This is a genomic window from Mycobacterium sp. AT1, assembly GCF_002043095.1.
In the GTDB taxonomy this organism is placed as follows: Bacteria; Actinomycetota; Actinomycetes; order Mycobacteriales; family Mycobacteriaceae; genus Mycobacterium.
In genome coordinates, this window is the sequence record NZ_MVOC01000023.1 from 43,719 (window position 1) to 66,156 (window position 22,438).

Annotated in this window: 23 protein-coding genes and 1 tRNA gene; 11 read left to right on the top strand and 13 right to left on the bottom strand. The window is 68.4% G+C overall.

Annotation, left to right across the window (positions count from 1 at the left end):
- The first annotated feature begins 5 nt into the window (after positions 1-5).
- On the top strand, positions 6-1,640 hold the full coding sequence (menD, locus tag B1790_RS11670) for a 2-succinyl-5-enolpyruvyl-6-hydroxy-3-cyclohexene-1-carboxylic-acid synthase (protein ID WP_079923377.1): 1,635 nt from the start codon (positions 6-8) through the stop codon (positions 1,638-1,640).
- A complete protein-coding gene (locus B1790_RS11675) occupies positions 1,637-2,185 on the top strand; it encodes a DUF3592 domain-containing protein (RefSeq protein ID WP_079923378.1) in 549 nt (182 codons plus the stop codon). Before menD ends, B1790_RS11675 begins: the two co-directional genes overlap by 4 nt.
- Here the strand turns inward: B1790_RS11675 and B1790_RS11680 are convergent.
- Positions 2,146-2,844, bottom strand: a complete 699-nt coding sequence (locus B1790_RS11680; RefSeq protein WP_079923379.1) for a thioredoxin domain-containing protein — start codon at positions 2,842-2,844, stop codon at positions 2,146-2,148. The genes B1790_RS11675 and B1790_RS11680 overlap by 40 nt on opposite strands.
- A gap of 87 nt (positions 2,845-2,931) precedes the next feature.
- Between B1790_RS11680 and B1790_RS11685 the strand changes: the two genes are divergently transcribed.
- Positions 2,932-4,059: a glycosyltransferase family 1 protein gene (locus tag B1790_RS11685; protein WP_079923380.1), complete on the top strand. Its 1,128-nt coding sequence runs from the start codon at positions 2,932-2,934 to the stop codon at positions 4,057-4,059.
- Positions 4,060-4,156: 97 nt separating this feature from the next.
- Positions 4,157-5,485, top strand: coding sequence for a ClC family H(+)/Cl(-) exchange transporter (locus tag B1790_RS11690; RefSeq protein ID WP_079923381.1), 1,329 nt, complete (start codon positions 4,157-4,159; stop codon positions 5,483-5,485).
- 1 nt (position 5,486) lies between these two features.
- Here the strand turns inward: B1790_RS11690 and B1790_RS11695 are convergent, their stop codons facing one another.
- On the bottom strand, positions 5,487-6,311 hold the full coding sequence (locus tag B1790_RS11695; RefSeq protein WP_079923382.1) for an SDR family oxidoreductase: 825 nt from the start codon (positions 6,309-6,311) through the stop codon (positions 5,487-5,489).
- 157 nt (positions 6,312-6,468) lie between these two features.
- Between B1790_RS11695 and B1790_RS11700 the strand changes: the two genes are divergently transcribed.
- Entirely contained in the window at positions 6,469-7,155 is a 687-nt protein-coding gene (locus B1790_RS11700; protein WP_079923383.1) for a demethylmenaquinone methyltransferase, read from the top strand.
- 3 nt (positions 7,156-7,158) lie between these two features.
- Here the strand turns inward: B1790_RS11700 and B1790_RS11705 are convergent, their stop codons facing one another.
- A complete protein-coding gene (locus B1790_RS11705) occupies positions 7,159-9,909 on the bottom strand; it encodes a LuxR family transcriptional regulator (RefSeq protein WP_079923384.1) in 2,751 nt (916 codons plus the stop codon).
- A gap of 152 nt (positions 9,910-10,061) precedes the next feature.
- Positions 10,062-11,282 (bottom strand): menaquinone reductase, encoded by a 1,221-nt coding sequence (menJ, locus tag B1790_RS11710; protein WP_079923385.1) that lies wholly within the window; start codon positions 11,280-11,282, stop codon positions 10,062-10,064.
- Between the two features lie 21 nt (positions 11,283-11,303).
- Between menJ and grcC1 the strand changes: the two genes are divergently transcribed.
- From grcC1 to B1790_RS11725, 3 genes are all read left to right on the top strand, one after another.
- Complete coding sequence (grcC1, locus tag B1790_RS11715) at positions 11,304-12,311, top strand: nonaprenyl/(2E,6E)-farnesyl/geranylgeranyl diphosphat synthase (RefSeq protein WP_198951982.1); 1,008 nt, start codon at positions 11,304-11,306, stop codon at positions 12,309-12,311.
- An 85-nt stretch (positions 12,312-12,396) separates the two neighbouring features.
- Complete coding sequence (gene htpX / locus B1790_RS11720) at positions 12,397-13,275, top strand: zinc metalloprotease HtpX (RefSeq protein WP_079923386.1); 879 nt, start codon at positions 12,397-12,399, stop codon at positions 13,273-13,275.
- Positions 13,276-13,378: 103 nt separating this feature from the next.
- Positions 13,379-13,921: a hypothetical protein gene (locus B1790_RS11725; protein WP_079923427.1), complete on the top strand. Its 543-nt coding sequence runs from the start codon at positions 13,379-13,381 to the stop codon at positions 13,919-13,921.
- Positions 13,922-13,928: 7 nt separating this feature from the next.
- On the opposite strand, the gene B1790_RS11730 is transcribed toward B1790_RS11725, so the two are convergent.
- Complete coding sequence (locus B1790_RS11730) at positions 13,929-14,954, bottom strand: NAD(P)H-dependent glycerol-3-phosphate dehydrogenase (RefSeq protein ID WP_079923387.1); 1,026 nt, start codon at positions 14,952-14,954, stop codon at positions 13,929-13,931.
- Positions 14,955-15,165: 211 nt separating this feature from the next.
- Between B1790_RS11730 and B1790_RS11735 the strand changes: the two genes are divergently transcribed.
- Complete coding sequence (locus tag B1790_RS11735) at positions 15,166-15,609, top strand: hypothetical protein (protein WP_079923388.1); 444 nt, start codon at positions 15,166-15,168, stop codon at positions 15,607-15,609.
- A gap of 165 nt (positions 15,610-15,774) precedes the next feature.
- Here the strand turns inward: B1790_RS11735 and B1790_RS11740 are convergent, their stop codons facing one another.
- Positions 15,775-16,266 (bottom strand): YajQ family cyclic di-GMP-binding protein, encoded by a 492-nt coding sequence (locus B1790_RS11740; RefSeq protein WP_079923389.1) that lies wholly within the window; start codon positions 16,264-16,266, stop codon positions 15,775-15,777.
- 101 nt (positions 16,267-16,367) lie between these two features.
- On the opposite strand from B1790_RS11740, the gene B1790_RS11745 reads away from it, so the two are divergent.
- Positions 16,368-16,450: transfer RNA gene (locus B1790_RS11745), tRNA-Tyr, on the top strand.
- Positions 16,451-16,526: 76 nt separating this feature from the next.
- Here the strand turns inward: B1790_RS11745 and B1790_RS34270 are convergent.
- A complete protein-coding gene (locus B1790_RS34270; RefSeq protein WP_142271255.1) occupies positions 16,527-16,790 on the bottom strand; it encodes a hypothetical protein in 264 nt (87 codons plus the stop codon).
- A gap of 120 nt (positions 16,791-16,910) precedes the next feature.
- On the opposite strand from B1790_RS34270, the gene B1790_RS11755 reads away from it, so the two are divergent.
- Positions 16,911-17,096 carry a three-helix bundle dimerization domain-containing protein gene (locus B1790_RS11755; RefSeq protein ID WP_233165069.1) on the top strand — a complete coding sequence of 62 codons (186 nt, stop codon included), beginning with the start codon at positions 16,911-16,913 and terminating at the stop codon, positions 17,094-17,096.
- 31 nt (positions 17,097-17,127) lie between these two features.
- Here B1790_RS11755 and B1790_RS11760 read toward each other — a convergent pair whose 3' ends face one another.
- From B1790_RS11760 to B1790_RS11785, 6 genes are all read right to left on the bottom strand, one after another.
- Positions 17,128-17,346, bottom strand: coding sequence for a hypothetical protein (locus tag B1790_RS11760; RefSeq protein ID WP_079923392.1), 219 nt, complete (start codon positions 17,344-17,346; stop codon positions 17,128-17,130).
- Entirely contained in the window at positions 17,343-17,630 is a 288-nt protein-coding gene (locus tag B1790_RS11765) for an ANTAR domain-containing protein (protein ID WP_079923428.1), read from the bottom strand. The genes B1790_RS11760 and B1790_RS11765 overlap by 4 nt, the downstream gene beginning before the upstream one ends.
- A gap of 162 nt (positions 17,631-17,792) precedes the next feature.
- Positions 17,793-19,862, bottom strand: coding sequence for a transketolase (gene tkt, locus B1790_RS11770; protein WP_079923393.1), 2,070 nt, complete (start codon positions 19,860-19,862; stop codon positions 17,793-17,795).
- A 17-nt stretch (positions 19,863-19,879) separates the two neighbouring features.
- A complete protein-coding gene (locus tag B1790_RS11775) occupies positions 19,880-20,599 on the bottom strand; it encodes a glycerate kinase (protein ID WP_079923394.1) in 720 nt (239 codons plus the stop codon).
- Positions 20,596-21,501, bottom strand: coding sequence for a 2-hydroxy-3-oxopropionate reductase (locus B1790_RS11780; RefSeq protein ID WP_079923395.1), 906 nt, complete (start codon positions 21,499-21,501; stop codon positions 20,596-20,598). The genes B1790_RS11775 and B1790_RS11780 overlap by 4 nt, the downstream gene beginning before the upstream one ends.
- Positions 21,498-22,361 carry a hydroxypyruvate isomerase family protein gene (locus B1790_RS11785; RefSeq protein ID WP_079923396.1) on the bottom strand — a complete coding sequence of 288 codons (864 nt, stop codon included), beginning with the start codon at positions 22,359-22,361 and terminating at the stop codon, positions 21,498-21,500. Before B1790_RS11785 ends, B1790_RS11780 begins: the two co-directional genes overlap by 4 nt.
- Positions 22,362-22,438: the final 77 nt, after the last annotated feature.

The following is a 22,438-nucleotide window of genomic DNA, read 5'->3' on the forward strand; positions in this document are numbered from 1 at the left end:
TCAGAGTGAACCCGTCGACGATCCAGGCACGCATCGTCGTCGACGAATTGATCCGCGGCGGTGTCCGAGACGTCGTGCTGTGTCCTGGTTCGCGCAACGCCCCGTTGGCGTTCGCCCTGCATGACGCGGATCGCGCCGGACGGCTGCGGCTGCACGTGCGCATCGACGAGCGCACCGCGGGGTTCCTGGCGATCGGGTTGGCTGCCTCCGGCTCGCCGGTGTGCGTGGCGATGACCTCGGGCACCGCGGTCGCCAACCTCGGCCCGGCGGTCGTCGAGGCCAACTACGCCCGCGTGCCGCTGGTCGTGCTCAGTGCCAACCGGCCCTATGACCTCCTCGGCACGGGCGCCAACCAGACGATGGAACAGCTCGGCTACTTCGGCACCCAGGTGCGGGCCACCATCAGCCTCGGATTGGCCGAGGGTGCCACCGAGACGATGGCGGCACTGAACGCCCAGTGGCGGTCCGCGACATGTCGAGTGTTGGTGGCGGCCAAGGGTTCTCGTAGTGCCAACGCGGGGCCCGTGCAGTTCGACGTCCCGCTGCGCGAGCCGCTGGTACCTGGTGTGGACGAGGCGGGCGAGTACGCGCCGGCGGGCAGGCCCGACGGGCGGCCGTGGACGTACACGCCACCGGTGACGTTCGACCAACCGTTGGACGTCGACGTCACCCCCGACACGGTCGTGATCGCCGGACACGGTGCAGGCGTCCATCCCAACCTGGCCGGACTGCCGACGGTCGCGGAACCCACCGCACCGCCGACGGAGAACGCGCTGCACCCGTTGGCGCTCCCGTCGCTGAAGCCCGAGCAGGTCATCATGTTGGGCCGCCCCACACTGCACCGCGGGGTGTCGGCGCTGCTTGCCGACTCGTCGGTGCCCGTGTTCGCACTGACCACCGGCCCGCGGTGGCCCGACGTGTCGGGCAACTCGCAGGCGACGGGGACGCGCGCGGTCGTCACGGGGACGCCCGACGAGGGCTGGCTACGCCGGTGCGCGGACGCCAACGCCCACGCCGTCGCGACGGTGCGCACCCAGCTCAGGGCTCACCCCCTGACCACCGGTCTGCACGTCGCGGCTGCCGTCGCCGACGGGCTGCGCCCAGGTGACCAGCTGGTGCTCGGCGCCTCCAACCCGGTGCGCGACGCGGCGCTGGTCGGGCTGGACGCCCACGGCATCAAGGTCCGCTCCAACCGTGGCGTCGCGGGCATCGACGGCACGGTGTCGACGGCGATCGGGGCGGCACTGGCGCATGATCGCGCCGGTGGGGGCCGCACGGTTGCCCTCATCGGTGACCTGACGTTCGTCCACGACAGCTCCGGACTGTTGATCGGCCCCACCGAACCGATTCCCGAGAACCTGACGATCGTGGTGTCCAACGACAACGGCGGCGGCATCTTCGAGTTGCTCGAACAGGGCGACCAGAGGTTCTCCGACGTGTCCTCGCGCGTCTTCGGGACCCCGCACGACGTCGACGTCGGCGCACTGTGCCGCGCCTATCACGTCGAGTGCAGGCAAGTGGAGCTGGACGGTCTTGCCGCCGAGCTCGACCAACGCGTCGACGGCATGCGCGTTCTGGAGGTGAAGGCCGACCGCTCGTCGCTACGGGCGCTGCACGCATCGATCAGAGCAGCGCTGTGAGGACGGCGGTCGACCAGCTGGTTCGGTACCTGAAGGCGTTGTGGCAGGGCCTGATTCCGCATCTGTACGGCGATGCCAGCGAGACGCGGGCGCAGCGCATCATCCGCCGGGTGCGGATAGGGGTCGTGATCGTCGCCTGCTTGGTGACGTTGCAGTCGGTCCTGCTGGTGCTCGGCGCGTGGCGCAACGACCGCCAGATCGAGGCTGACATGGGCGTGGCGGCCGCGGAGGTTCTCGACGCGGGCCCGCGCCGGTCGACCATCGAATTCGTCACCCCCGACCGCGTCACCTACCGGCCCGAACTCGGCGTGCTGTACCCGTCGGAGTTGGACACCGGCATGCGGATCTACGTCGAGTACGACAGGTCGAATCCCGATCTCGTTCGCGTGCAAGATCGCAACGCGTCACTGGCGATCATTCCCGCCGCGTCGATCGCGGTGCTCGGCTGGTTGGCTGCCGCGGCAATCCTCAGTGGGCTGGCGGTCCTACAGCGTCGGCTGGACCGTCAGGACTCCATGACCTTGGTCAGCCAGTCGTCGTCGTAGATGTCGAGCTTTTCACCGGCGTTGAGGTCGAAAACCGTTGGTGTGCCGGTGTTCAGCGGGTCGACCTCGTAGAGGAATTCGAAGTTCGTCGACTCCATGTCGGCCAGCTCCGACGAGCTCTTCTCGGTGGCGCCGGATTCGAGTTGGCGTACCTGGAAGCCGGGGACGTCTGCCGCGCGGGCGAAGTCGGCGATCTTCGAGTCGTCCGGTCCCGTTCCGCCGGGCTCCTGATGTGCCCAGAGTTGTTCGACGAAGTGCTGGAACTGCCTTCCGGTAGTGGCGACTTCCCCGCCCGGGGTGGCCGCCACGAACATGGCGTTGGCCACCCGGGCGGAGTGGCCGTCGGTGTCGGGGGAGTCGAGGAACGTCATCGGCCGATAGGTGACCGCGAGCTGACCCGTGCCGATGTAGTACGCGAACTGGTCGCCGAACTCGTGCTGTAGATCAGCACAGTGGGTGCACTGTGGCTCGGTGTAGATCTCCAGCTGCACGGGTGCGTCGTCCAGACCGGCGCGGATGCCGAACGAATCGTCGGTCACCGCAACGCGCGGTGGGTTCGGATCGCCCTGGGCGGTGCCGCTGACTGCGCGGGTACATCCGCTCACCGCGCCGACGAGTGCGACGGCAGCCACAACGACGACGACGAGCTTGCTTCGCATTCACGCATTATGAGGTAGTTGACAGTCTTCGCGCGTCGTATCCCCGCGCGCAACCTCCAGTACAACCGGAGCTGTCAGCCTTCTGGGGTGCGCGTTGCAATCGTCGCGGAGTCCTTCCTCCCGAATGTCAACGGAGTCAGCAACTCGGTACTCCGGGTGATCGAGCATCTCCGCAGGACGGGCCACGAGGCGCTCGTCATCGCTCCGGACACCCCGCACGGTCAGCCGCCCGCCGACCGGGTCCACGACGGCGTTCGCATCCACCGGGTGCCGTCGAAGATGTTCCCCAAGGTCACCTCGTTACCCCTTGGGGTGCCGCGGCCGCGGATGGTCGGCGTGCTGCGCGGTTTCCAACCGGACGTGGTCCATCTGGCATCGCCTGCGTTGCTCGGATACGGCGGACTGTTGGCTGCCCGGCACTTGGACGTGCCGACGGTGGCCGTGTTCCAAACGGACGTCGCGGGTTTCGCCCAGAGCTACGGCGCTGGGGTGATGTCACGGGCGGCGTGGGCGTGGACCCGTCACCTCCACGGCAAGGCCGACCGGACGCTCGCACCGTCCACGTCGGCGATCGAGAACCTCGTCGCGCATCACGTTCCGCGCGTGCACCATTGGGGTCGAGGGGTCGACGTCACGGGCTTCGCGCCGTCGGCACGCGACGATGCGCTGCGGTCGGCGTGGTCGCCCGCAGGCAAGCCGATCGTCGGCTTCGTCGGACGGTTGGCACCGGAGAAGCACGTCGAGCGGCTCGCGGTCTTGGCCAGACGTGACGACCTTCAGCTGGTCGTCGTCGGTGACGGCGTCGACCGGGGAAAGCTCGAAACGCTCATGCCGTCAGCGCTTTTCACCGGTGCGCTCTACGGTCGGGAGTTGGCCACCGCGTACGCCAGCATGGACGTATTCGTTCACGCCGGCGAGCACGAGACGTTCTGCCAGGCCGTCCAGGAGGCGATGGCGTCGGGCGTCCCCGTCGTCGCCCCCGATGCCGGCGGCCCGCGTGACTTGGTGACGCCGATGCACACCGGGCTGCTGTTGGGGGTCGACGAATTCTCCGACCGGCTGTCCGGTGCCGTCGACCATCTCCTCTCCGAGCGGCAGCGCTATTCGATCGCGGCCAGGCGCAGCGTATTGACTCGCACCTGGCCCGCGGTCTGCGATCAGCTCCTCGGCCACTACGAGGAGGTGCTCGGCCGGCGCGGCGCCAAGGCGGCCTGACAGACGCCGACCTCCGCTTGACGATCGGCTCCCGGAACTGCTTGCGTATCCGCACCGGGCCCGTCCACCACGCGGGCCGCCGACAGGTGGGATACCGATGACGACGTCCAGTCCAGGCTCGACGCCGGCCCACGACGGCGTGCAGGGGTCGGTGGTCGTCTGTGCGGTCGCCATCGTGGCGGGTGCCTTCATCGGATTCGTCGGTGGCGCGTTCCGCTGGTGTCTGGAGCGTGCCGACGCCCTGCGAATCGATCTGTCCGACTGGGCACATCGGCTGGCCGGGCCGGGCTGGCTCGTCCCGATCATCACCACCGCCGTCGGTGCCGCCCTCGCCGCGTTGGTGGTGCGGTGGCAGCCATTGGCCTCGGGCAGCGGCATCCCGCACGTCGAGGCGGTGTACCGCGGCGACGCCGCACAGCCGGAGTTGCGGTTGCTTCCCGCCAAGTTCGTCGGCGGGGTGTTGGCGATCGGCTCGGGTCTGGTCCTCGGCCGGGAGGGACCGACCGTGCACATGGGCGCCGCGATCGGCGCCGCCGTCGCACGGTGTGCCCGCATCGGGGACGCGACGGTCCGGATGTTGCAGACGGCGGTGGGTGGCGCCGGCCTGGCCGTGGCCTTCAACGCTCCGATCGGCGGCGTCCTCTTCACCCTCGAGGAGGTGACGAAGGGCTTCCGGCTGCAGACCGTCCTCGCGACGGCCTTCGCAGCCGCCACCGGTGTCGGCTGTGCACGGCTCGTCGTCGGCGATCACCCCGACTTCGCCGTCCCCGAGGTGAATTCGCCGGGCCTGGGGTGGTTGCCGCTCTTCGTCGTCTTCGGCTTGGCAACGGGGTGTCTCGGTGTCTTCTACAACCGACTGGTGTTGGGCTTCGTCGACCACGTGAGGCTGGTGCCCCGGATACCGACGGTCGCGAAGGCCGCCGTCATCGGGGCGGTGATCGGCCTGCTGATGTTCGTGCAACCGTTGGCCACGGGCGGCGGTGACGACCTGACCCAGTCGATCCTCGGCGGACGGAGTCTGGAGCTCTCCGTCATCGTCGGCTTCCTGGCGTTGCGGTTCCTTGCCGGTCCGCTGTCCTACGCCGCGGCCGTCCCCGGAGGGTTGTTCGCGCCGCTGCTGGCCGTCGGAACGCTGTGGGGCGTGCTGTTCTCCGGCTGCTTCGACGCCGTCTGGCCGGGAAGCCATGCGTCTCTGGCGGTTCCGATGGCGATCGTCGGGATGTCGGCGTTCTTCGCCGCCACGGTCCGGGCACCGGTGACGGGGATCGTGCTCGTCGTGGAGATGACGGCCACGACGTCGGTGCTGGTGCCGATGCTGGCGGCGACCGCCGCAGCCGTGCTGGCGGCCGAGCTGCTGGGGTCGCCGCCGATCTACGACAGCCTGCGCGAGCGGATGCCTGCCGAACCCGGCAAGGATTTGGTATAGCTCACCCCTGCGCGAGTTCGGCGACCGGCTGCCATTCCTCCCACGTCTTGATGCGGCTCTCGTAGTCGGCCTTGGCCAGCTGAATCGGCAAGCTGCCGAAGAAGACTCGCAACGGCGGCTTCTCGGCGTCGACGACCTTCAGGATCGCCGCGGCCGACGCCTTCGGGTCACCGGACGCCGAGGTCCGCTGCGCGCGGGCCTTCCTGGCGGCCTCGTGTACCTCGGCGTAGTCGGCGATCTCCTCGGCGTGCTTGGCCGACGATCCCGCCCAGTCGGTGGAGAAGCCGCCCGGCTCGACGAGCGTCACGTGGACGCCGAACGGCTCGACCTCCTGCGCCAGGGACTGCGAGAAGCCCTCCAGCGCCCACTTGGAGGCGTGGTACATGCCGACGTTCTGGAACGCGGTGATGCCGCCGATCGAGGACACCTGAATGACGTGGCCGCTGCGCTGCGCCCGCAGGAACGGCAGGGCGGCCTGGGTGACCCACAGCGCACCGAACACGTTGGTTTCGATCTGGTCGCGCGCCTCGGCCTCGGAGAGCTCCTCGATGAAGCCGAACTGGCCGTAGCCCGCGTTGTTCACGACGACGTCGAGGCGCCCGAAGTGTTCGTGGGCCCGTTGCACGGCGGCGAAGTCGGCGGAGCGGTCGGTCACGTCCAACGCGATGGGCAGCAGTGCGTCGCCGTACTTCTCGGTCAGGTCGTCGAGCGTCGAGGTGTCGCGGGCGGTCGCGGCGACCTTGTCACCTCGCTCGAGGGCGGCGATCGCCCACTCCCGGCCGAAGCCTCGCGACGTACCGGTGATGAACCACACCTTCTCGGCCATGCCTTCTCTCCTTTTCTCCGCGAGCAGACGTATACGGCCCTGAATCTGCGCGATCGAGGGCCCTTTGCGTCTCCTCGCCCGGGGTCTCGACTCGTACCAACGTTTCATCCGGTTACCCATTCCCGGGACACGCACATTCACAGGTAGCGTCGGTGGCGTGAGCCGCGCGACGTTGGAGAAGAACCCCCAGGAAGTGGCGTCGATGTTCGACGGCGTCGCCCGTCGCTACGACATCACCAACACGGTGCTGTCGCTGGGGCAGGACCGCTACTGGCGGCGTGCGACGCGGGCCGCGCTGGACATCGGCCCCGGCGACGCGGTCCTCGACCTCGCGGCAGGGACGGCCGTGTCGACCGTCGAGCTCGGTCAGTCCGGGGCGTGGTGCGTGGCGGCGGACTTCTCGGTGGGCATGCTCGCCGCCGGCGCGGATCGCCAGGTGCCCAAGGTGGCCGGCGACGCGACGAAGCTGCCGTTCGCCGACGGCGTCTTCGACGCGGTGACCATCAGCTTCGGGCTGCGCAACATCGTCGACCACGTCGAGGGGCTTCGCGAGATGGCGCGGGTGACCCGCCCCGGCGGCCGGTTGGTCGTGTGCGAGTTCTCCACGCCGACGAACCCGTTGTTCGGCACGGCGTACAAGGAGTACCTGATGCGGGCGCTGCCGTCGGCGGCTCGCGCGGTGTCGAGCAATCCCGACGCCTACGTCTATCTCGCGGAGTCGATCCGGGCCTGGCCGGATCAGGCGGCGTTGGCGCGACGGATCGCCGACGCCGGTTGGTCGGCAGTGCGGTGGCGCAACCTCACCGGCGGCATCGTGGCCCTGCACGCTGCCACCAAGCCCTGACGGTTAGAGCTCACCTGAGGCCAGCATCGCCGCGAGTTGGGCGCGCGACCGAATACCGAGCTTGCGGTAGATCTGAGTCAGGTTCGCCTCGACGGTCTTGAGGCTGACGTAGAGCGTCGCCGCGACGTCGCGGTTCGTCATACCGGAGGTGGCCAGCTCGGCGATCCGCTGTTCGGACGCGGTGAGCGTGGGCTTCTGTGGGGCAGCGACCTTGGTCCGGCCGAGTTCGTCGCGGGCTCGGGCCGCCCACAGCGCCGCGCCGATCCGCTCGAACTCCCGTAGCGCCTCGGCGAAGGTGTCGGCGGCCGCCTGCTTCAACCGTTGCCGACGCTGCACCTGGCCGAGCACCAACAAGGTGCGGGCCCGTTCGAACGGCATCGGCAGCCGATCGTGCTGCGCGAGCGCGTCGGCGAGGGCACGCGCGGCCTCGTCGAGTTCGCCCTTGGCGGCCAACCACATCGCCCGCCCCCTGGCGCCGGTCGCCAGCAGCCACGGCCGGTCCAGTCGGCGACCGTCGTTCTCCAGCTGTTCGATCATCGGCTCGGCGTCGTCGGCGCGGCCGGTGGCGATGAGCGCCTCGATCGCATACGGCACGTAGTCGACGTTGCGCATCTCACCGCCGGGCAGCACCCCGAAGGCGTCGATCAGCGGCTGCAGCGTGGCCCGTGCCTCGGCGTGGTTGCCCACGGACAGTTCGACGAAGCCAAGAACCGTCAGGGCGCGGATCGCGAGCTGCGGCGTGCCGGTTTCCCTGGCGATCGCAAGCGCCGCGTTGGCGTCGTTGCGGGCGTCGGCTTCCAGCCCCCGGTGGGCGAGGACGGTGGCGCGGATCGCGAGTGCCACCCCTCGAAGGTTTTGCGTATCAATGTGTTCCGCGCGCTCGATGGCTTCCTCGGCGAGCACCTCCGCGGCGGCGAAGTCGCCGCGCCACACGTCGGCGAGCGCGGTGTGGGCGTCGAACATCATCACGTCGCTCTCGGCGCCGCGGGCCAGGCAGAGCTGCCGCACGGCGGCCGACTCGGCTCTCGCCGCCTCGAGTTCACCCGTCCACGCGTGCGTGATCGCCCTGACCGCGCAGGCCCGGAACTGCATGGGGACGTCCGCGTCGAGGTCCTCCAGTTCGAGGGCGCGTTGCAAGCTGGGTTCGTCGATGCCGTCGCCGCGCGTGCACTTGGTCAGAACCGACATCGCGAGCACTTGGCTGGTCAGCTCGGGCAGCGAGAGATTCCGGGCTCGTTCCAACGCCTCGTCGGTGCGTGCGACGGCTGCGTTCAGCTGTCCGGAGTACATCAGCGCAAACGACGACAGCAGCAGGATTCGCACGGTCAGAGCGAGGTCCTCTTCGGCGTCGTTGCACGCTCGGTCGAGCAACTCGATGGCCTCGACCAGGCTGTCGCTGTAAATGCGAATGGCGGCAAGCAGATTCAGCGCAAAGGCCCGAAGCGACCCCGGCGGAAGTTGGTCGACCGTCGGCACCAGCAGCTCGCCTGCACGTTGAGCCTCTCCGGCGCGGAAGTGGTGGTCGGCGCAGCGGATCCGACGGTCGGGGGTGTCGCCGCCGAGGTTGATGGCGAGGTCCAAGAGTTCGGCGGCGGCCGCCGGGGCTCCTCGCACGCGGGCGGAGTCTGCCGCGGTGTCGAGGGCCAGCAGGGTCGCGGGATCCGCGCTGGAGGCGGCAAGCGCCAGGTGGCGTGCGCGCATCTCCGGTTGTTCGACGATCCCGGCCAGGGCGCGGTGCATCTGGCGGCGGCGGGCGGGTCCCACCACGCTGTAGACGCCGCGGGCGAGTAGCGGATGGGCGAACCTCACCCGGTTGCCCGCGATGTGCACGATGCCGTCGGTCTCGGGTACTTCGAGGAGTTCGACGACGCGTTGCGGGGTCTGTTCGGTGACGTCGGCCAGCAGGTCGACCGTCGGCGTGCCGACGCTGGCCGCGGCCAGCAGGACGGTCTGGGTGTTCTCGCCGAACTGGTCGAGTCGGGAGCGGACCAGGTCGGCCAACGACCCAGGAAGCGCCGCGTCGGCCAGGCTCGACTGCCCGTCGATCGCCCGCGCCAGCTCGAGCGCATAGAACGGGTTGCCTCCGGAGAGCTCACTGATTCGGCCGATCGTCGGCCGGGAGAACGAGCGGCCCAGCTTGCTGGATATGACTTGTCGCAGACCGCTAACACTCAACGGCCCCACCAAGATTCGCTCTACGCCGTCGAGCCGGCTGAGCTTGAGCCAGTCGGTGCCGTGCAGTCCGTCGTCCCCTGTTCGTTCCGTGGCGAGCACCCCGACGGCGCCCTTGAGCCGACGGCTGGCGAACGCGACGACCGCCTGGCTCGAGGAGTCGAGCCACTGCACGTCGTCGAGTGCCACGATGACGGGCGCGTCGGCGGCGAGCCGGTCCAGCAGCGTCAGGAACGCCGAGGCGACCACCCGTTCGTCGGTGACCGGACCGGTTCCGTCACCTTCGAGCAGCACGCGGTCGATTGCCACCCGTTGTAGATGGGGCAGCGTGTCGAGCACCGCGGCGCTGACGGGCTCGAGCAGGTCGGCGAGTACCGCGTAGGTCAGCCCGGACTCGGCTTGGCCACCGCGGGCCGACAACACCTGAAAACCGTTGTCCCTGGCCTGTTCCAGCGCACCGAGCCACAGCGTGGTCTTGCCGATGCCTGCTTCGCCGCCGATGACGAGCGCCGACGGTCGTGTCGCCGTGGACTCCAGAAATGCAGTCACCGCACGCGTCTCGGCCGTCCGTAAGCGCACCACCTATTGGGCCCCCCGTCGTCGGAATTCGCCCCTGGTCGCCTGTAGCCGCTTTGGGCAAACGGCAAACCGATTATTGCTTACGTCACCGTAGATTTAACACGTAAGCGGTACAAACCCGCAGCGGCAACTTTGGCAAACACGTTGCACTCTGCTCAGTTGAACGGCTTCCGGTCGTCGATCAGGCGCGATCCAGCCCCGGCCGTGCGCCATGCCCTGGCAACCCAATCCGCGTCGTCGTCGGTCACCAGATTGCCCATGACGCGGACGGCGACCCCCATGAGGAACGACGAGCGCATCGCGACCGGGCCGACGGTCGGCAGGAAGCGGGGAATCGTCAGCAACAGAGCGAGCCGGCGCGCGACCGAGAATCCGTGGGCGTAGTGCCGGTGCAGTTCGGCGGGCCACGCCTGCGTCAGATCGCCGGTGCCGAGCATCTCGGCGGCTAGTCGGCCGGTCTCCAGTCCGTAGTCGATGCCCTCGCCGTTGAGGGGGTTGACGCACGCCGCGGCGTCTCCGATCAGCATCCAGTTTGGCCCGGCGACACCGGAGACCGCGCCGCCCATCGGCAACAGCGCCGACAGTGCCGCCCGCGGTTCGGCAGAGAAGCCCCACTCGTCACGCCGCAGGTTCGTGTAGTGCGAGAGGAGCGGACGCAGGGCGGCGTCGGCGGGCCGCTTCGCCGAGGCAAGGGCGCCGACGCCGATGTTCACCTCGCCGTCCCCGAGGGGGAAGATCCAGCCGTACCCGGGTAGGACCTCGCCGGCGGGGGAGCGGAGTTCGAGGTGCGAGGTGATCCACGGTTCGTTGGTGCGTGGGCTCGCGACGTAGCCGCGGATCGCGACGCCGTAGACGGTCTCCTTGTGCCATTCGCGGCCGAGCACGCGGCCCAGCGTCGAGCGGACACCGTCGGCGACGATCAGCTCTCGGCACCCGACCGCGGTGCCGTCCTCGAGAGTCACCGACGTTGCTCGGCCAGCTGAGTCATGTTCCACCCCAATGGCTTTGGCTCCGAGCAGCATCTGCGCCCCGTCGTCGACCGCGACCTGACGGATGCGCTCGTCGAGCTCGGTCCGTGGGACGGCACTGCTGGTGGGCGGGAACGACGGGCCCGGCCACTCGATCTCCACGTCTGCGCCGAAGCCCGACATCCGCAGCCCGCGATGGCGAACCCTGCCGCCCAGCCAGGGACCGAGACCGAGCAACTCGAGTTCGGCGATCGCGCGAGGGGTGAGGCCGTCGCCGCACGCCTTGTCCCGTGGGAAGTGTTGACCGTCGATCACCAGCACGTCGCGGCCGCTGCGGACTGCCCACGCGGCGGCTGCAGAACCGGCAGGTCCAGCGCCAATCACCACCACGTCATGTTTGAGGTCCACACCTCCCAGTATGTTGTAGCAATGAAGACACCAGCGACCGTGGTCGCCGGCGTGGAGTTCGGGGACGCAATCTTCGCGGCGAGTGTTCGCGACGGGGTGGCGCGCATCGAAGAACTCATGGCCACCGAGCTGGGCAAGGCCGACGAGCTCATGGCCGAGGCCGTTCAGCACCTCTTCCAAGCCGGCGGCAAGCGGTTCCGTCCGCTGTTCACCGTGCTCTCGGCACAACTGGGTCCCGAGCCCGACGCGTGGCAGGTCACCGTTGCCGGTGCCGTCATCGAGGCGGTGCACCTCGCGACGCTCTACCACGACGACGTGATGGACGAGGCGCAGGTGCGCCGCGGTGCCGACAGCGCGAACGCGAGGTGGGGCAACAACATCGCGATCCTGGCCGGTGACTATCTCTTCGCGACGGCCTCGCGCCTCGTCGCCCAACTCGGTCCCGACGCCGTCCTCGTCATCGCCGACACGTTCGCGCAACTGGTCACCGGCCAGATGCGCGAGACGCGCGGAGTGGTCGAGGGCGCGGACTCCGTCGAGCACTACCTCAAGGTCGTGTACGAAAAGACGGCCTGCCTGATCGCGGCGTCCGGCACGTTCGGTGCGACGTTCTCCGGAGCCGACGACGAGCAGATCCAGCGGCTCGGCAGGCTCGGCGGCATCGTCGGCACGGCCTTCCAGATCTCCGACGACATCATCGACATCGACAGCGATCCCGACGAGTCGGGCAAGCTGCCCGGCACCGATCTTCGGGAAGGCGTGCACACCCTGCCCGTGCTGTTCGCGTTGCAAGAGAGCGGGCCGGACGCCGACCGCCTTCGTCACCTGCTCAAGGGTCCCGTGGAGGACGACGCGGACGTGGCCGAGGCGTTGGCGCTGTTGCGTTCGTCACGAGGAATCGTGCGAGCGAAGGAAACCGTCGCCGACTACGCCGCGCAAGCCCGCGACGAGCTGGCCAAACTCCCCGACGTGCCTGGCCGGCTGGCGCTGGCCAACCTGGTCGACTACACGATCAACCGACACGGCTGATTGGAACCAGACACCGGCCCCCGTGCGTTGGTTCAGCGAACGACTCCCAAGGTTTGAGTAGTCGGTGGTTTGAGTAGGAGGGCCAATGACTTGGCATCCGCACGCGAACCGGTTCAAGACGTTCTTGTTGCTCGCCGTCTTCTCCGGGCTGATCGTGTTCGTGGGCGCGCTGTTCGGCAGATCCATCATGTTCCTCGCCGTGCTGTTCGCGGTCGGCATGAACGTGTGGGTCTACTTCAACAGTGACAAGTTGGCGCTGAAGGCGATGCACGCCCAGCCGGTCAACGAAATGCAGGCTCCCGCGATGTACCGCATCGTCCGCGAGTTGGCGACGACGGCGCACCAGCCGATGCCGCGGCTGTACGTCAGCGACACCGCCGCGCCCAACGCCTTCGCGACGGGTCGCAATCCCCGCAACGCGGCGGTCTGCTGCACCACCGGCATCCTGGACATCCTCGAGGAGCGCGAGCTGCGGGCCGTGCTCGGTCATGAGCTGTCGCACGTCTACAACCGCGACATCCTGATCTCCTGCGTGGCGGGCGCAATGGCGTCGGTCATCACGGCGCTGGCGAACCTGGCCTTCTTCGCGAGCATGTTCGGCGGGAACCGCGAAGGCGGCACCAATCCCTTTGCGATCCTGCTGGTTTCACTGCTCGGTCCCATCGCGGCGACCGTCATCAAGATGGCGGTGTCGCGGTCGCGGGAGTTCCAGGCCGACCAGTCCGGAGCCGAGCTGACCGGTGACCCGCTGGCGTTGGCCAGTGCGCTGCGCAAGATCAGTAGGGGTGTCGAGTTGGCGCCGTTGCCCCCCGAGACGCAGCTGGCCGACCAGGCGCACCTGATGATCGCCAACCCGTTCCGGGCCGGCGAGAAGATCGGCAAGCTGTTCTCCACGCACCCGCCGATGGAGGAGCGCATCGCGCGCCTCGAGCAGATGGCCGGCCGGGGCCCCGGGCAGTACTGACGCCACGGTTAACGTTTCGTCGGCGTCGACCGATGACCCCGGTGTGACGACTACTCCGTTTGGTAAGCCCGCACCCGAGGGACGCCTGCTCTACGCTGATCGCGTGCTAAGCAGACTTCTGATCGGCCTGGTCGCTGCGGGGGCAGCCGTGATCGGCGTGCCGGGAGTGGCCGCCGCCGATCCGGAACCAGGGCCGCCGCCTTCGCCCCCCGCGCCCAACGTCATGGGCTTCGCGTCGGTCAAGCCGTCGGAGTTCCTGCTGCAGGACGGGTCGATGTACGGCTTCGCCGTGCCGGGCGACATCGCCTGCATCATCAACCGCAACTCCGGCAACTACGGCTGCAGCGGCCCCATCCCGGCCGCGCCGAACGGCGCCAACGTGGTCACCGGTCAGCAGGTCGGCCCGGCGGGGTTCTCGAACGCCGATCGTCCGCTGTACGTGTTCGAAACCTTGCCCAAGCGCCTAGAGCCCGGGACGAAGATCAGCTTCCGCAACGTCACGTGCGGCACCGACGGGACGACCACGACGTGCACCAACAACTACGACGGTGGCGGCTTCGTCATCAGCCCGGCGGGCAGCTTTGCCGTCGACCCGAACAACCCGCTGATCGACCGGCCGCAGCCGTCGAACCCGTACGCCAACTGACGGGCCGCTAGAAGCCCGAGCCGTGCACCTCGTGGCCGGGCTTCTCGGCCGCGAGGCCGCGGTAGGCGTCCTCGACCGTCGACCCGTGGTTGATGACGCGGTCGACCTCGCGGGCGATCGGCATGTTCAGGCCGTGCTTGTCGGCGAATTCCATGATGACGCTGGCGGCCTTCACGCCTTCGGCGACCTGATTCATGGACGCGATGATCTCGTCGATCGACTTGCCGGAACCCAATTGTTCGCCGACGTGGCGATTGCGGCTGCGCTGGCTGGTGCAGGTGACGATCAGGTCGCCCATGCCTGCCAGCCCGGCGAACGTGTCGCGGTGACCGCCCATGGCCTCGCCGAGCTTGGACATCTCCCGCACGGCGCGCGCCATCACCATCGCGCGGGTGTTCTCGCCGATGCCCAGTGAGTAGCCCATGCCGACGGCGATCGCGTAGACGTTCTTGAGCGCTCCGGCCATCTCGACGCCCACCACGTCATCGGTGGTGTAGGTGCGGAAACGCTGGGTGCGGAACAGGTTTCCGAGGTTGGCGGCCAGCAGCTGGTCTGGCATGGCGAGCACCGCCGCTGCGGCGTAGCCCTCGGCCACTTCGCGGGCGATGTTGGGACCCGCGAGGATTCCGGCCGGGTGACCGGGCAGCACCTCGTTGACGATCTCGCTCATCCGCATGTTGGTGCCCTGCTCGAGGCCCTTGACCAAGGACACGACGGGCACCCACGGCCGCAATTCCTTGGCGAGCTCCTCCAGCACGCCGCGGAAGCCGTGCGACGGCACGCCCATCACCAGGACATCGGCGCAGTTGGCGGCCTCGGCGAAGTCGGTGGTGGCGCGAAGGCTCTCGGCGAGCTCGACCTCATCGCCCAGATAGCGGGAGTTGCGGTGGTTGTCGTTGATGTCGTCAGCGGTTTGCTGCGAGCGAACCCACTGCAGAGTCGGCCCACGGCGGGCGCAGATCGAGGCCACCGTGGTGCCCCAGGAGCCTCCACCGAGGACGACGACGTTCGGTTTGCGCTGCGCAGGTGCCATGGCGATCAGGGTATGGCCGACGGCCTCGGCGAGTGAATGCTTTGGCGACGCAACGTTTTTCTTTCACGGTCAAGATCGTTGATTGGCAGGTCAATCGAGGTTGCCAGGGGGCCTGATGACGGACTTGCATTTTGGCGCGCTACAGAAGGTCCCTGGGGGTTATGCTATGGCGCATCGCACACGCGCCCGTTGCTCATACATAGGAGAACCCGTGAAATCCACCCTCATCGTCGCCGGCCTCATCGGTTTCGCAAGCGCCGGCGGCTTTGCCTTGGCAGCGCCCGCGTCGGCGTCTTGTGCGCAGGGGTTCACCTCCATCCCGTGCACCATCGCGCAGAACGTGGCATCCGCTCCTGCCACCACGGTGGGCAGCCTCGCGGCGGCGCCCGGTCAGTTCGTCGGTGGTGTCGCCTCGACGGCTCAGATCGCCGGTGTCGGTTGCCCCGCAGATGACGAGGGCAACGTCGAGGCCTGTGGTCTGCCTGCTGTCCCGGGTCAGTTCGTCGCCGGGGTCGCGGGACTCCCCAGCCAGTTCGCCGCCGGTGGCAACCAGATCGCGACGGCGCCGCAGACCATCGCGGGTGCTCTCGCCGCAGCCCCGGGCCAGTTCGTCCGCGCCATCCAGAACGGTGGAACGGATCCCGAGTCCGAATAGGCTTCACCCTCGCCCAACGGGCGCTGAACCAACAGCGAGCCCGGAGACGTCCAACGTCTCCGGGCTCGCTGCATTCACGGGTGCGGTGAGGGCCGGTGGCCGTCGCCCAACGTGACGCCACTGCGCTGAAACCGCGCCATTCTCACCGTGGCGTCACGTTCGGCGCTACCGGTAGTTGACGAACTGCAGCGCCACCTCGAGGTCGGCACCCCGCAGCAGCGACTGCACGGCCTGCAGGTCGTCGCGCTTCTTGGAGCTGACGCGGATCTCCTCGCCCTGGATCTGCGCCTTGACGCCCTTGGGGCCCTCGTCGCGGATGAGCTTGGTGATCTTCTTGGCGTTCTCGCTGTCGATCCCCTGCTTGATGCTGCCGATGACCTTGTAGGTCTTGCCGGAGGCCTGCGGGTCGCCGGCGTCGAAGGCCTTCATCGAGATGTCGCGCCGGATCAGCTTTTCCTTGAAGACGTCGACTGCGGCCTTCACGCGTTCCTCGGTGGAGGAGACGAGGATGATGCCCTCCTCGCCCTGCCATTCGATGGTGGTGTCGGTGCCGCGGAAGTCGAATCGAGTGGACAACTCCTTGGCAGCCTGGTTGAGCGCGTTGTCGACCTCTTGGCGATCGGCCTTGCTGACGACGTCGAAGCTGGAATCCGCCATGGACTTGCTCCCTCCTATGTTGATGCGTTTTCGTGTTGGGACCATCCTCGTTGTACCCTGCTAGTCGCACCAAACCGGGGTTCCGGATTGGTGCGAATCCCGGCAGGTTGCCCGAGCGGCCAATGGGAGCGGACTGTAAATCCGTCGGCTAACGCCTACACAGGTTCGAATCCTGTACCTGCCACACCCAGCCAGGCCCCCTTTCGAGGGGGCCTGGCTGCGTTGTGGGGCGGAATGGCAACGTGTGCGACTGGCTGGGTCTACGCGTGCGCGGCAGATCCCCGTGGGTCCCCGCAACCGAGTGTCTCCGGATACCGGCGGTGCAGGCCGTCCATGAGTCGGTGCGCCTCGCGGAGCTCCCGACGCAGTTCGGACTGCTGACGGTGGATGTGGGCGATTCCCCGAGCGGACCTTCGCTGATTTCGTCGCTCGACGATCTCCAGCTGGCGAGACACCTTTTCGACCTGTTCGCGAAGTTCCTTCAGGAGCGTTCGAGCCTGGAGGGCCTCCGCGTCGTCCGACATGTGGCCATCGTCTCATCAAAATCTAATGATTGCTCGTCGACCTGGGACTCGGCGGCCCATGCGTGAACCACCGGTTGACGCCGCGTAACCGCGGGCCCACAATTTCGCATTGTGGCCAACTTGAGCGAACAGGTGGCGCTGACGCAACTGGAAGATCGGTTGAACAGCGTTTACGTCGACATTCCGACTGACCGCATTCAGTCCGCCATGCGAAGCGCGCAGGCGCGATTCGAGGACAGCAAGATACGGGACTTCGTGCCGCTGCTGGTGGAGCGCAGGGTGCGAGCCGAGCTGGCAAGCACGTAGCTGAGAGCGTGGTCAGCGCTCGCGCAGGCCGTCAGCCGACAGCGCCGTACTCGGTCTGGAACGAGTCGTAGGCGTCGTTGATCAACTCGGTCGCGGCCTCGGGATGATTGCGCGCGATTGCCTCGATCGCAGCCCAGGTGGTCGCGCCCAACGCGCAACTTCGGCCAGGAAGGCGCCCCTCGGTGATGGCGCACATCAGCGCGTGCTCGAAGGCCGAGCGGACGCCACCGGTCGGTGCCGGCCGCGTCATTCGGCGACCGCTGCCGACACGGTTGACGCGACCCGAGCGGCCAGCAGGTGACCCCAAATCAGAGCTGCCTCGGTCTGATGGGGAACGCCGTCGCCCTTGCCGCCGACCAGATGCGCCAGCGCCGTTGCCAAGGCGGCGGGGCCGATGCCGGTCTGGTGTACGGCCTTGACGAGGTCGTCGAAGGCGTCGCGCGCGGAGCATCCACGGAGTCCCATCAGGATGCCGGTCGCCAGGTCGATCATGCGTCGTGACGACGGGTCCTCGCGTCGGCCCGGTGTGGTCATGGCAGCGCTCCTTCGGTCTTCTTCGTCACGGACCCGGTCTACCTCGCGCAGATGAACGTGAGTCGACGTCGCAGTGTCGCGCGTCCCCGCGCCACGGGGAATGGTCATCGAATCGGCGTCCATCGTTTGGCGCCAGGTCACCCAGGCAGCCGGCACTCACGGCTACTCCTTCGTCCGATGCGCCAGAACCCCTCGAACGGCACTCGCGACGTCGTCTGCCGTGAAGCCGAAGTGGCGGTGCAGATCCGCGGCGGGGCCGGACGCGCCGAAACCATTGACCGCGATGATTCGACCCAGCGGCCCGACGTGGCGTTCCCAGCCGAACCCCGAGGCCGCCTCGACGGACACTCGCGCGGTGAGACTCGGCGGCAGGACCTCGTCGCGGTAGTCCCGGTCCTGGGCGTCGAACAGCGCCCACGACGGCATGCTGACCACGCGAACGGCGATGCCAGACGCGGCGAGTAGCTCCCTGGCCTGCATCGCCAGTGCCACTTCACTTCCGGTGGCGATGATCAGCGCGGCGGGCCGTGCACCGTCGGCCGGGTCGGCCAACACGTATGCGCCGCGGGCCACGCCTGCTGCCGACCCGAGGGTCGTCCTGTCGAAGACGGGACCGTCCTGTTTGGACAGCACCAGTGCGACGGGCCTGTCGTCGACGGACATGATGACCCGCCACGCTTCGCGAATCTCGTTGGCGTCGGCGGGGCGCAGGTCGACCATGTTGGGCATCGCGCGCAGTGAGGCCAGCTGTTCGACGGGCTGGTGCGTGGGACCGTCCTCGCCCATGCCGATGGAGTCGTGGGTGTAGACGTGGATCACCGGCTGGCCCATCAGGGCGCCGAGGCGCAGAGGTCCACGCTGGAAGTCGGAGAAGACGAGGAAGCCCGCTTGGAAGGGTCGTAAACCGCTGAGCGCCAGCCCGTTTGCGGCCGCGGCCGCGGCGGCCTCGCGCACCCCGAAGTGCAGATTCCTTCCGGCGTAGTCGGCGGGGCCGAAGTGTCCGCTGGCGCCGTCGAGCGCCGTCTTGGTCGACGGGGCCAGGTCGGACGCGCCGCCAAGCAGCCACGGCACCGCCGTGGCGACCGCGTTGAGGACTCGGTGATTGGCGATTCGGCCGGCGATGGGGCCGTCGGCGGGGGTGAACTCGGGCAGGTCGTCGTCCCAGCCATCGGGCAGCGTCCGGGTGATCATCGACGCGAGCCCGTCGGCAAGGTCGGGATGGGCGGTCTGGTATCGGGCCAGCATGGCGTTCCAGTCGGCGCGCGCCCTCGTACCTCTGGCGGCGACGCCGAGCGCGAACTGCTCATAGGCGGCGTCGGGGACGAGGAAGTGGGCGTCCGCCGGCCACTGGTAGAAGCGTTTGGCGGCGCGCGCCTCGTCGGCGCCCAGCGGTTCACTGTGTGCCGACGCGGTGCCCTGCTTGGTGGGTGCGCCGTAGCCGATGATGCTGCGGACGATGATGAGCATCGGAGATCCGGTGTGCGACGTGAATTGGCTGAAAGCCCTTTGTAGCGCGCCGATGTCGTTGGCGTCCGCGACGTAGGTGACGGTCCACCCGTAGGAGCGGAACCTGGTTGCCACGTCTTCGGTGAACGCCAGCGACGTCTCGCCCTCGATCGTGATCGCGTTGCTGTCGTAGATCCAGCAGAGGTTGTCCAGTTTGAGGTGCCCGGCCAGCGACGCCGCCTCCTGGCTGATGCCCTCCATCATGTCGCCGTCACCCGCGAGGGCGTACACGCGGTAGTCGAACACGTCGAAGCCCGGCCGGTTGAACTGCGCCGCTTGCCATTTGCCTGCCATCGCCATGCCGACACTGGTGGCGACACCCGTTCCCAACGGCCCTGTCGTGCACTCGATTCCGTCGGCCAGTTCGTATTCTGGGTGTCCCGCGCACGGGCTCCCGAGTTGACGGAAGCGGCGGATGTCGTCGAGTTCGATCGTCAGTCGGTCGCGTTCGGCGCAGCGGACGCGGGCCAGGTGTAGCAGCGCGTAGAGCAGCATCGAGGCGTGTCCCGCCGACAGCACGAACCGGTCGCGGTTGATCCAGCGGGGATCGTCGACGTCGTAGGTCAGTGCCCGGTTCCACAGCGTGTATCCGACCGGAGCCAGCGCCATCGCGGCGCCGGGATGGCCCGACTTCGCCTCCGCCACGGCGTCGATGACCAGTGTTCTGATCGTGTTGACGGCGACCGTGTCGGCGTCGACGGTGACGGTGGTGGCCAGATCGGTCATGGTAATTCCTTTGAGAGTCATGGATTTTCGAGCCCGATGGGATTGGCGGGAGCCGCCTGCGGTGCGTGCCGGAAGGTCGCCCCGAGCACTGCCATCGCGGCGAATCCCGTTCCGCCGGCGGCGCCAGCGCCAGGAGTCAGCGTCATGTCCGTGCCGGTGGCGGTGTTGACCAGTTCGCTCCATTGGTGAAGCCGGCGCTCGAGGATGACGACTTGCGCGTGGGTGGCACCCTTCTGCGGGCCGAACGCCGTCGCGGCGCCGTTGGGGCCGAGGAGCGGATTGGTGACGTCGGCCGCCAAGGTGAACGTGGTGTCGGCCACCCGCGGATCCATCGCGGTCAGGTCTAGGTATGCGGCGTTGCCGATTGCGTTGATCCCCAACGTCAGTGGGCGGCCGCGGTGCGAGTGCAGCACCGCGCCGAGCGCCAGTAGCATGCCTGCGCCGCCGTCGGTGCTGACGCTGCCGCCGAGCACGAGGACGATCTCGGTGCAGCCCACGTCGATGGCGTGCTTCACCAGCTGGCCGAGTCCGAGTGTGGTGGCGTTCAGCGGGTTGTCGCCGCGCTTGGTGCTCCCCACCGCGGTGGCGAGCTCGACGACGGCGGTCTGGTCCCTGACTGCAATCCTGGCCGGGCGGCGTCGGGTGTCCCAGGGGCCCGCTGCGGTCGCCGGGACCGCCGTGAACCCCGCGGCGAGGCTGCCCTCGAACGTGTCGGGGACGGGGACGACGGTCGTCACGGTGTCGGGTGGCCGGAGAGTCGCTCGACGAGCCGGAACAGGGCGGAGTGGTCGAGGTCGCCGTCGCCCTGAGCGTGGGCCGTCGACACGAGTTGGGCGACGACCGCGCCGAGCGGGGTGGCGGTCCGTGACGTCCTGGCGGCTGCGGTGAAGATGCCGAGGTCCTTGTCGTGCAGGGCAATTCGGAACCCGGGATTGAACTGGCGGGCCACCATCGTCCGCGCCTTGCGGGCCATGACGGTACTGCCGGCCAGGCCTGCCTCGAGTACCGAGATCGCCTTCTCGGTGTCGACCTGTTGCGCTTCGAGGAACACCAGGGCCTCCGCCAGGAGTTCGATGTTGCCCGCCACGATCAGCTGGTTGGCGGCCTTGACGGTTTGACCGGCGCCCACCGGACCGACGTGAACGATGGTCGTGCCGACGTGCACGAGGACCTCGGTGGCTTCGGCGACCGACTCTGCCGGTCCGCCGACCATGATCGACAACGTGCCGTCGACTGCGGCTTGCTCTCCACCGCTGACAGGGGCGTCGAGGAACCTGAGTCCACGCTTCTCGGCTGCCTCGCCGACGGCGCGCGCGGTATCGGGTCGGATGGTGCTCATGTCGATGAACAGCGCGCCAGGAGCGGCCGATGCGAGGATGCCCGCCGAACCGAGCGCCACCGACTCGACGTCGGGGGAGTCGGGGAGCATCGTGATGACGACGTCCGCGTCGCGGACGGCGCTCGCGACGTCGTCGGCGGCCCGCATGCCCGTGCTCACCAGCGCGTCGACCTTGGCTCTGGTGCGGCTGAAGCCGACGACGTCCAGTCCGGCGGCGCACAGGTTCGCGGCCATCGGCGAGCCCATGATGCCGAGTCCGATGAAGGCGACGGTGGGCGTGTCACTCCGCGGGGCGGTCATCGGGTCACCTGGGCGACGGTCGAGGTGACGTCTGCGTTCGAACTCGAGGTCAACCGGTGCAGCCAGGCAAGTCCGGCAACCGTGTCACCGGTCGGGACGTACTCCAGCCCAAGCCTTCCCGTGTAACCGGCCTGATCGAGGAGCTCGACCAACTCGACGATGGGGGCGTCCCCTGAGCCGGGCTCGTGGCGGCCGGGGGCATCCGCGATCTGGACGTGTCCGATGTGGTCGACGTGTTCGGTCACCACGCGGCGGACGTCGTCGCCGTTGACGGTCAGGTGGTACAGATCGGCCAACAACGCGATCCTGCCGCGCTGGGTCCGCTCGCGCACCCCTCGGATCACCCCGAGCACGTCACCGGCCAGCTTGAGTGGGTAGGCGTCCATGCCGCTGACCGGCTCGACGAGTACGGTCGCCCCGATCGAATCGGCGTGCTCCGTGGCGGCGGCGAGGGCGGCGAGGGCGGCCTCGTCCTGCTCGGCGATGCTCAGTTCCGGTGAGCGGTTGCCGTAGAGCGCGTTGAACGCGGTGACGCCCAGCCGGGCGCCGACGTCGACGGCGATGGCGACGCTGTCGTCGAATTCGTTCCTGCGGTGCGGGTTCGACGCGATGCCGCGATCTCCGCCCGCCATGTTGCCTGCGAAGAAGTTCAGGCCGCGGAGGGTCACGCCGGCGTCGGCGACCGTCGCCACGAATGCGTCGACCTCGGCGGCAGACGGGGCGGCGACGGCGAAGGGCCACCAGCACTCGATCGACTCGAAACCGGCCGCTGCCGCGGCTGCCGGCCGTCGTTCGAAGGGTACGTCACCGAACAGCAGGGAGATGTTCGCCTGCGACGTCGCCCACAATGCGGAAGCCATCACGTCCTCTTTTCAAAACCGTTGGGCTGCATGGTTGTCGCAGCGTCAACGACACTAGGTACTGGCGTGGCAATGAA

Bases quoted from the DNA above. Each gene is read 5' to 3' on its own strand.
- B1790_RS11680 (WP_079923379.1), bottom strand. From the start codon at position 2,844: ATGCGAAGCAAGCTCGTCGTCGTCGTTGTGGCTGCCGTCGCACTCGTC.
- B1790_RS11690 (WP_079923381.1), top strand. From the start codon at position 4,157: ATGACGACGTCCAGTCCAGGCTCGACGCCGGCCCACGACGGCGTGCAG.
- B1790_RS11695 (WP_079923382.1), bottom strand. From the start codon at position 6,311: ATGGCCGAGAAGGTGTGGTTCATCACCGGTACGTCGCGAGGCTTCGGC.
- grcC1 (WP_198951982.1), top strand. From the start codon at position 11,304: ATGAAGACACCAGCGACCGTGGTCGCCGGCGTGGAGTTCGGGGACGCA.
- htpX (WP_079923386.1), top strand. From the start codon at position 12,397: ATGACTTGGCATCCGCACGCGAACCGGTTCAAGACGTTCTTGTTGCTC.
- B1790_RS11730 (WP_079923387.1), bottom strand. From the start codon at position 14,954: ATGGCACCTGCGCAGCGCAAACCGAACGTCGTCGTCCTCGGTGGAGGC.
- B1790_RS11740 (WP_079923389.1), bottom strand. From the start codon at position 16,266: ATGGCGGATTCCAGCTTCGACGTCGTCAGCAAGGCCGATCGCCAAGAG.
- B1790_RS34270 (WP_142271255.1), bottom strand. From the start codon at position 16,790: ATGTCGGACGACGCGGAGGCCCTCCAGGCTCGAACGCTCCTGAAGGAA.
- B1790_RS11760 (WP_079923392.1), bottom strand. From the start codon at position 17,346: ATGACGCGGCCGGCACCGACCGGTGGCGTCCGCTCGGCCTTCGAGCAC.
- B1790_RS11765 (WP_079923428.1), bottom strand. From the start codon at position 17,630: ATGACCACACCGGGCCGACGCGAGGACCCGTCGTCACGACGCATGATC.
- tkt (WP_079923393.1), bottom strand. From the start codon at position 19,862: ATGACCGATCTGGCCACCACCGTCACCGTCGACGCCGACACGGTCGCC.
- B1790_RS11780 (WP_079923395.1), bottom strand. From the start codon at position 21,501: ATGACCGCCCCGCGGAGTGACACGCCCACCGTCGCCTTCATCGGACTC.
- B1790_RS11785 (WP_079923396.1), bottom strand. From the start codon at position 22,361: ATGGCTTCCGCATTGTGGGCGACGTCGCAGGCGAACATCTCCCTGCTG.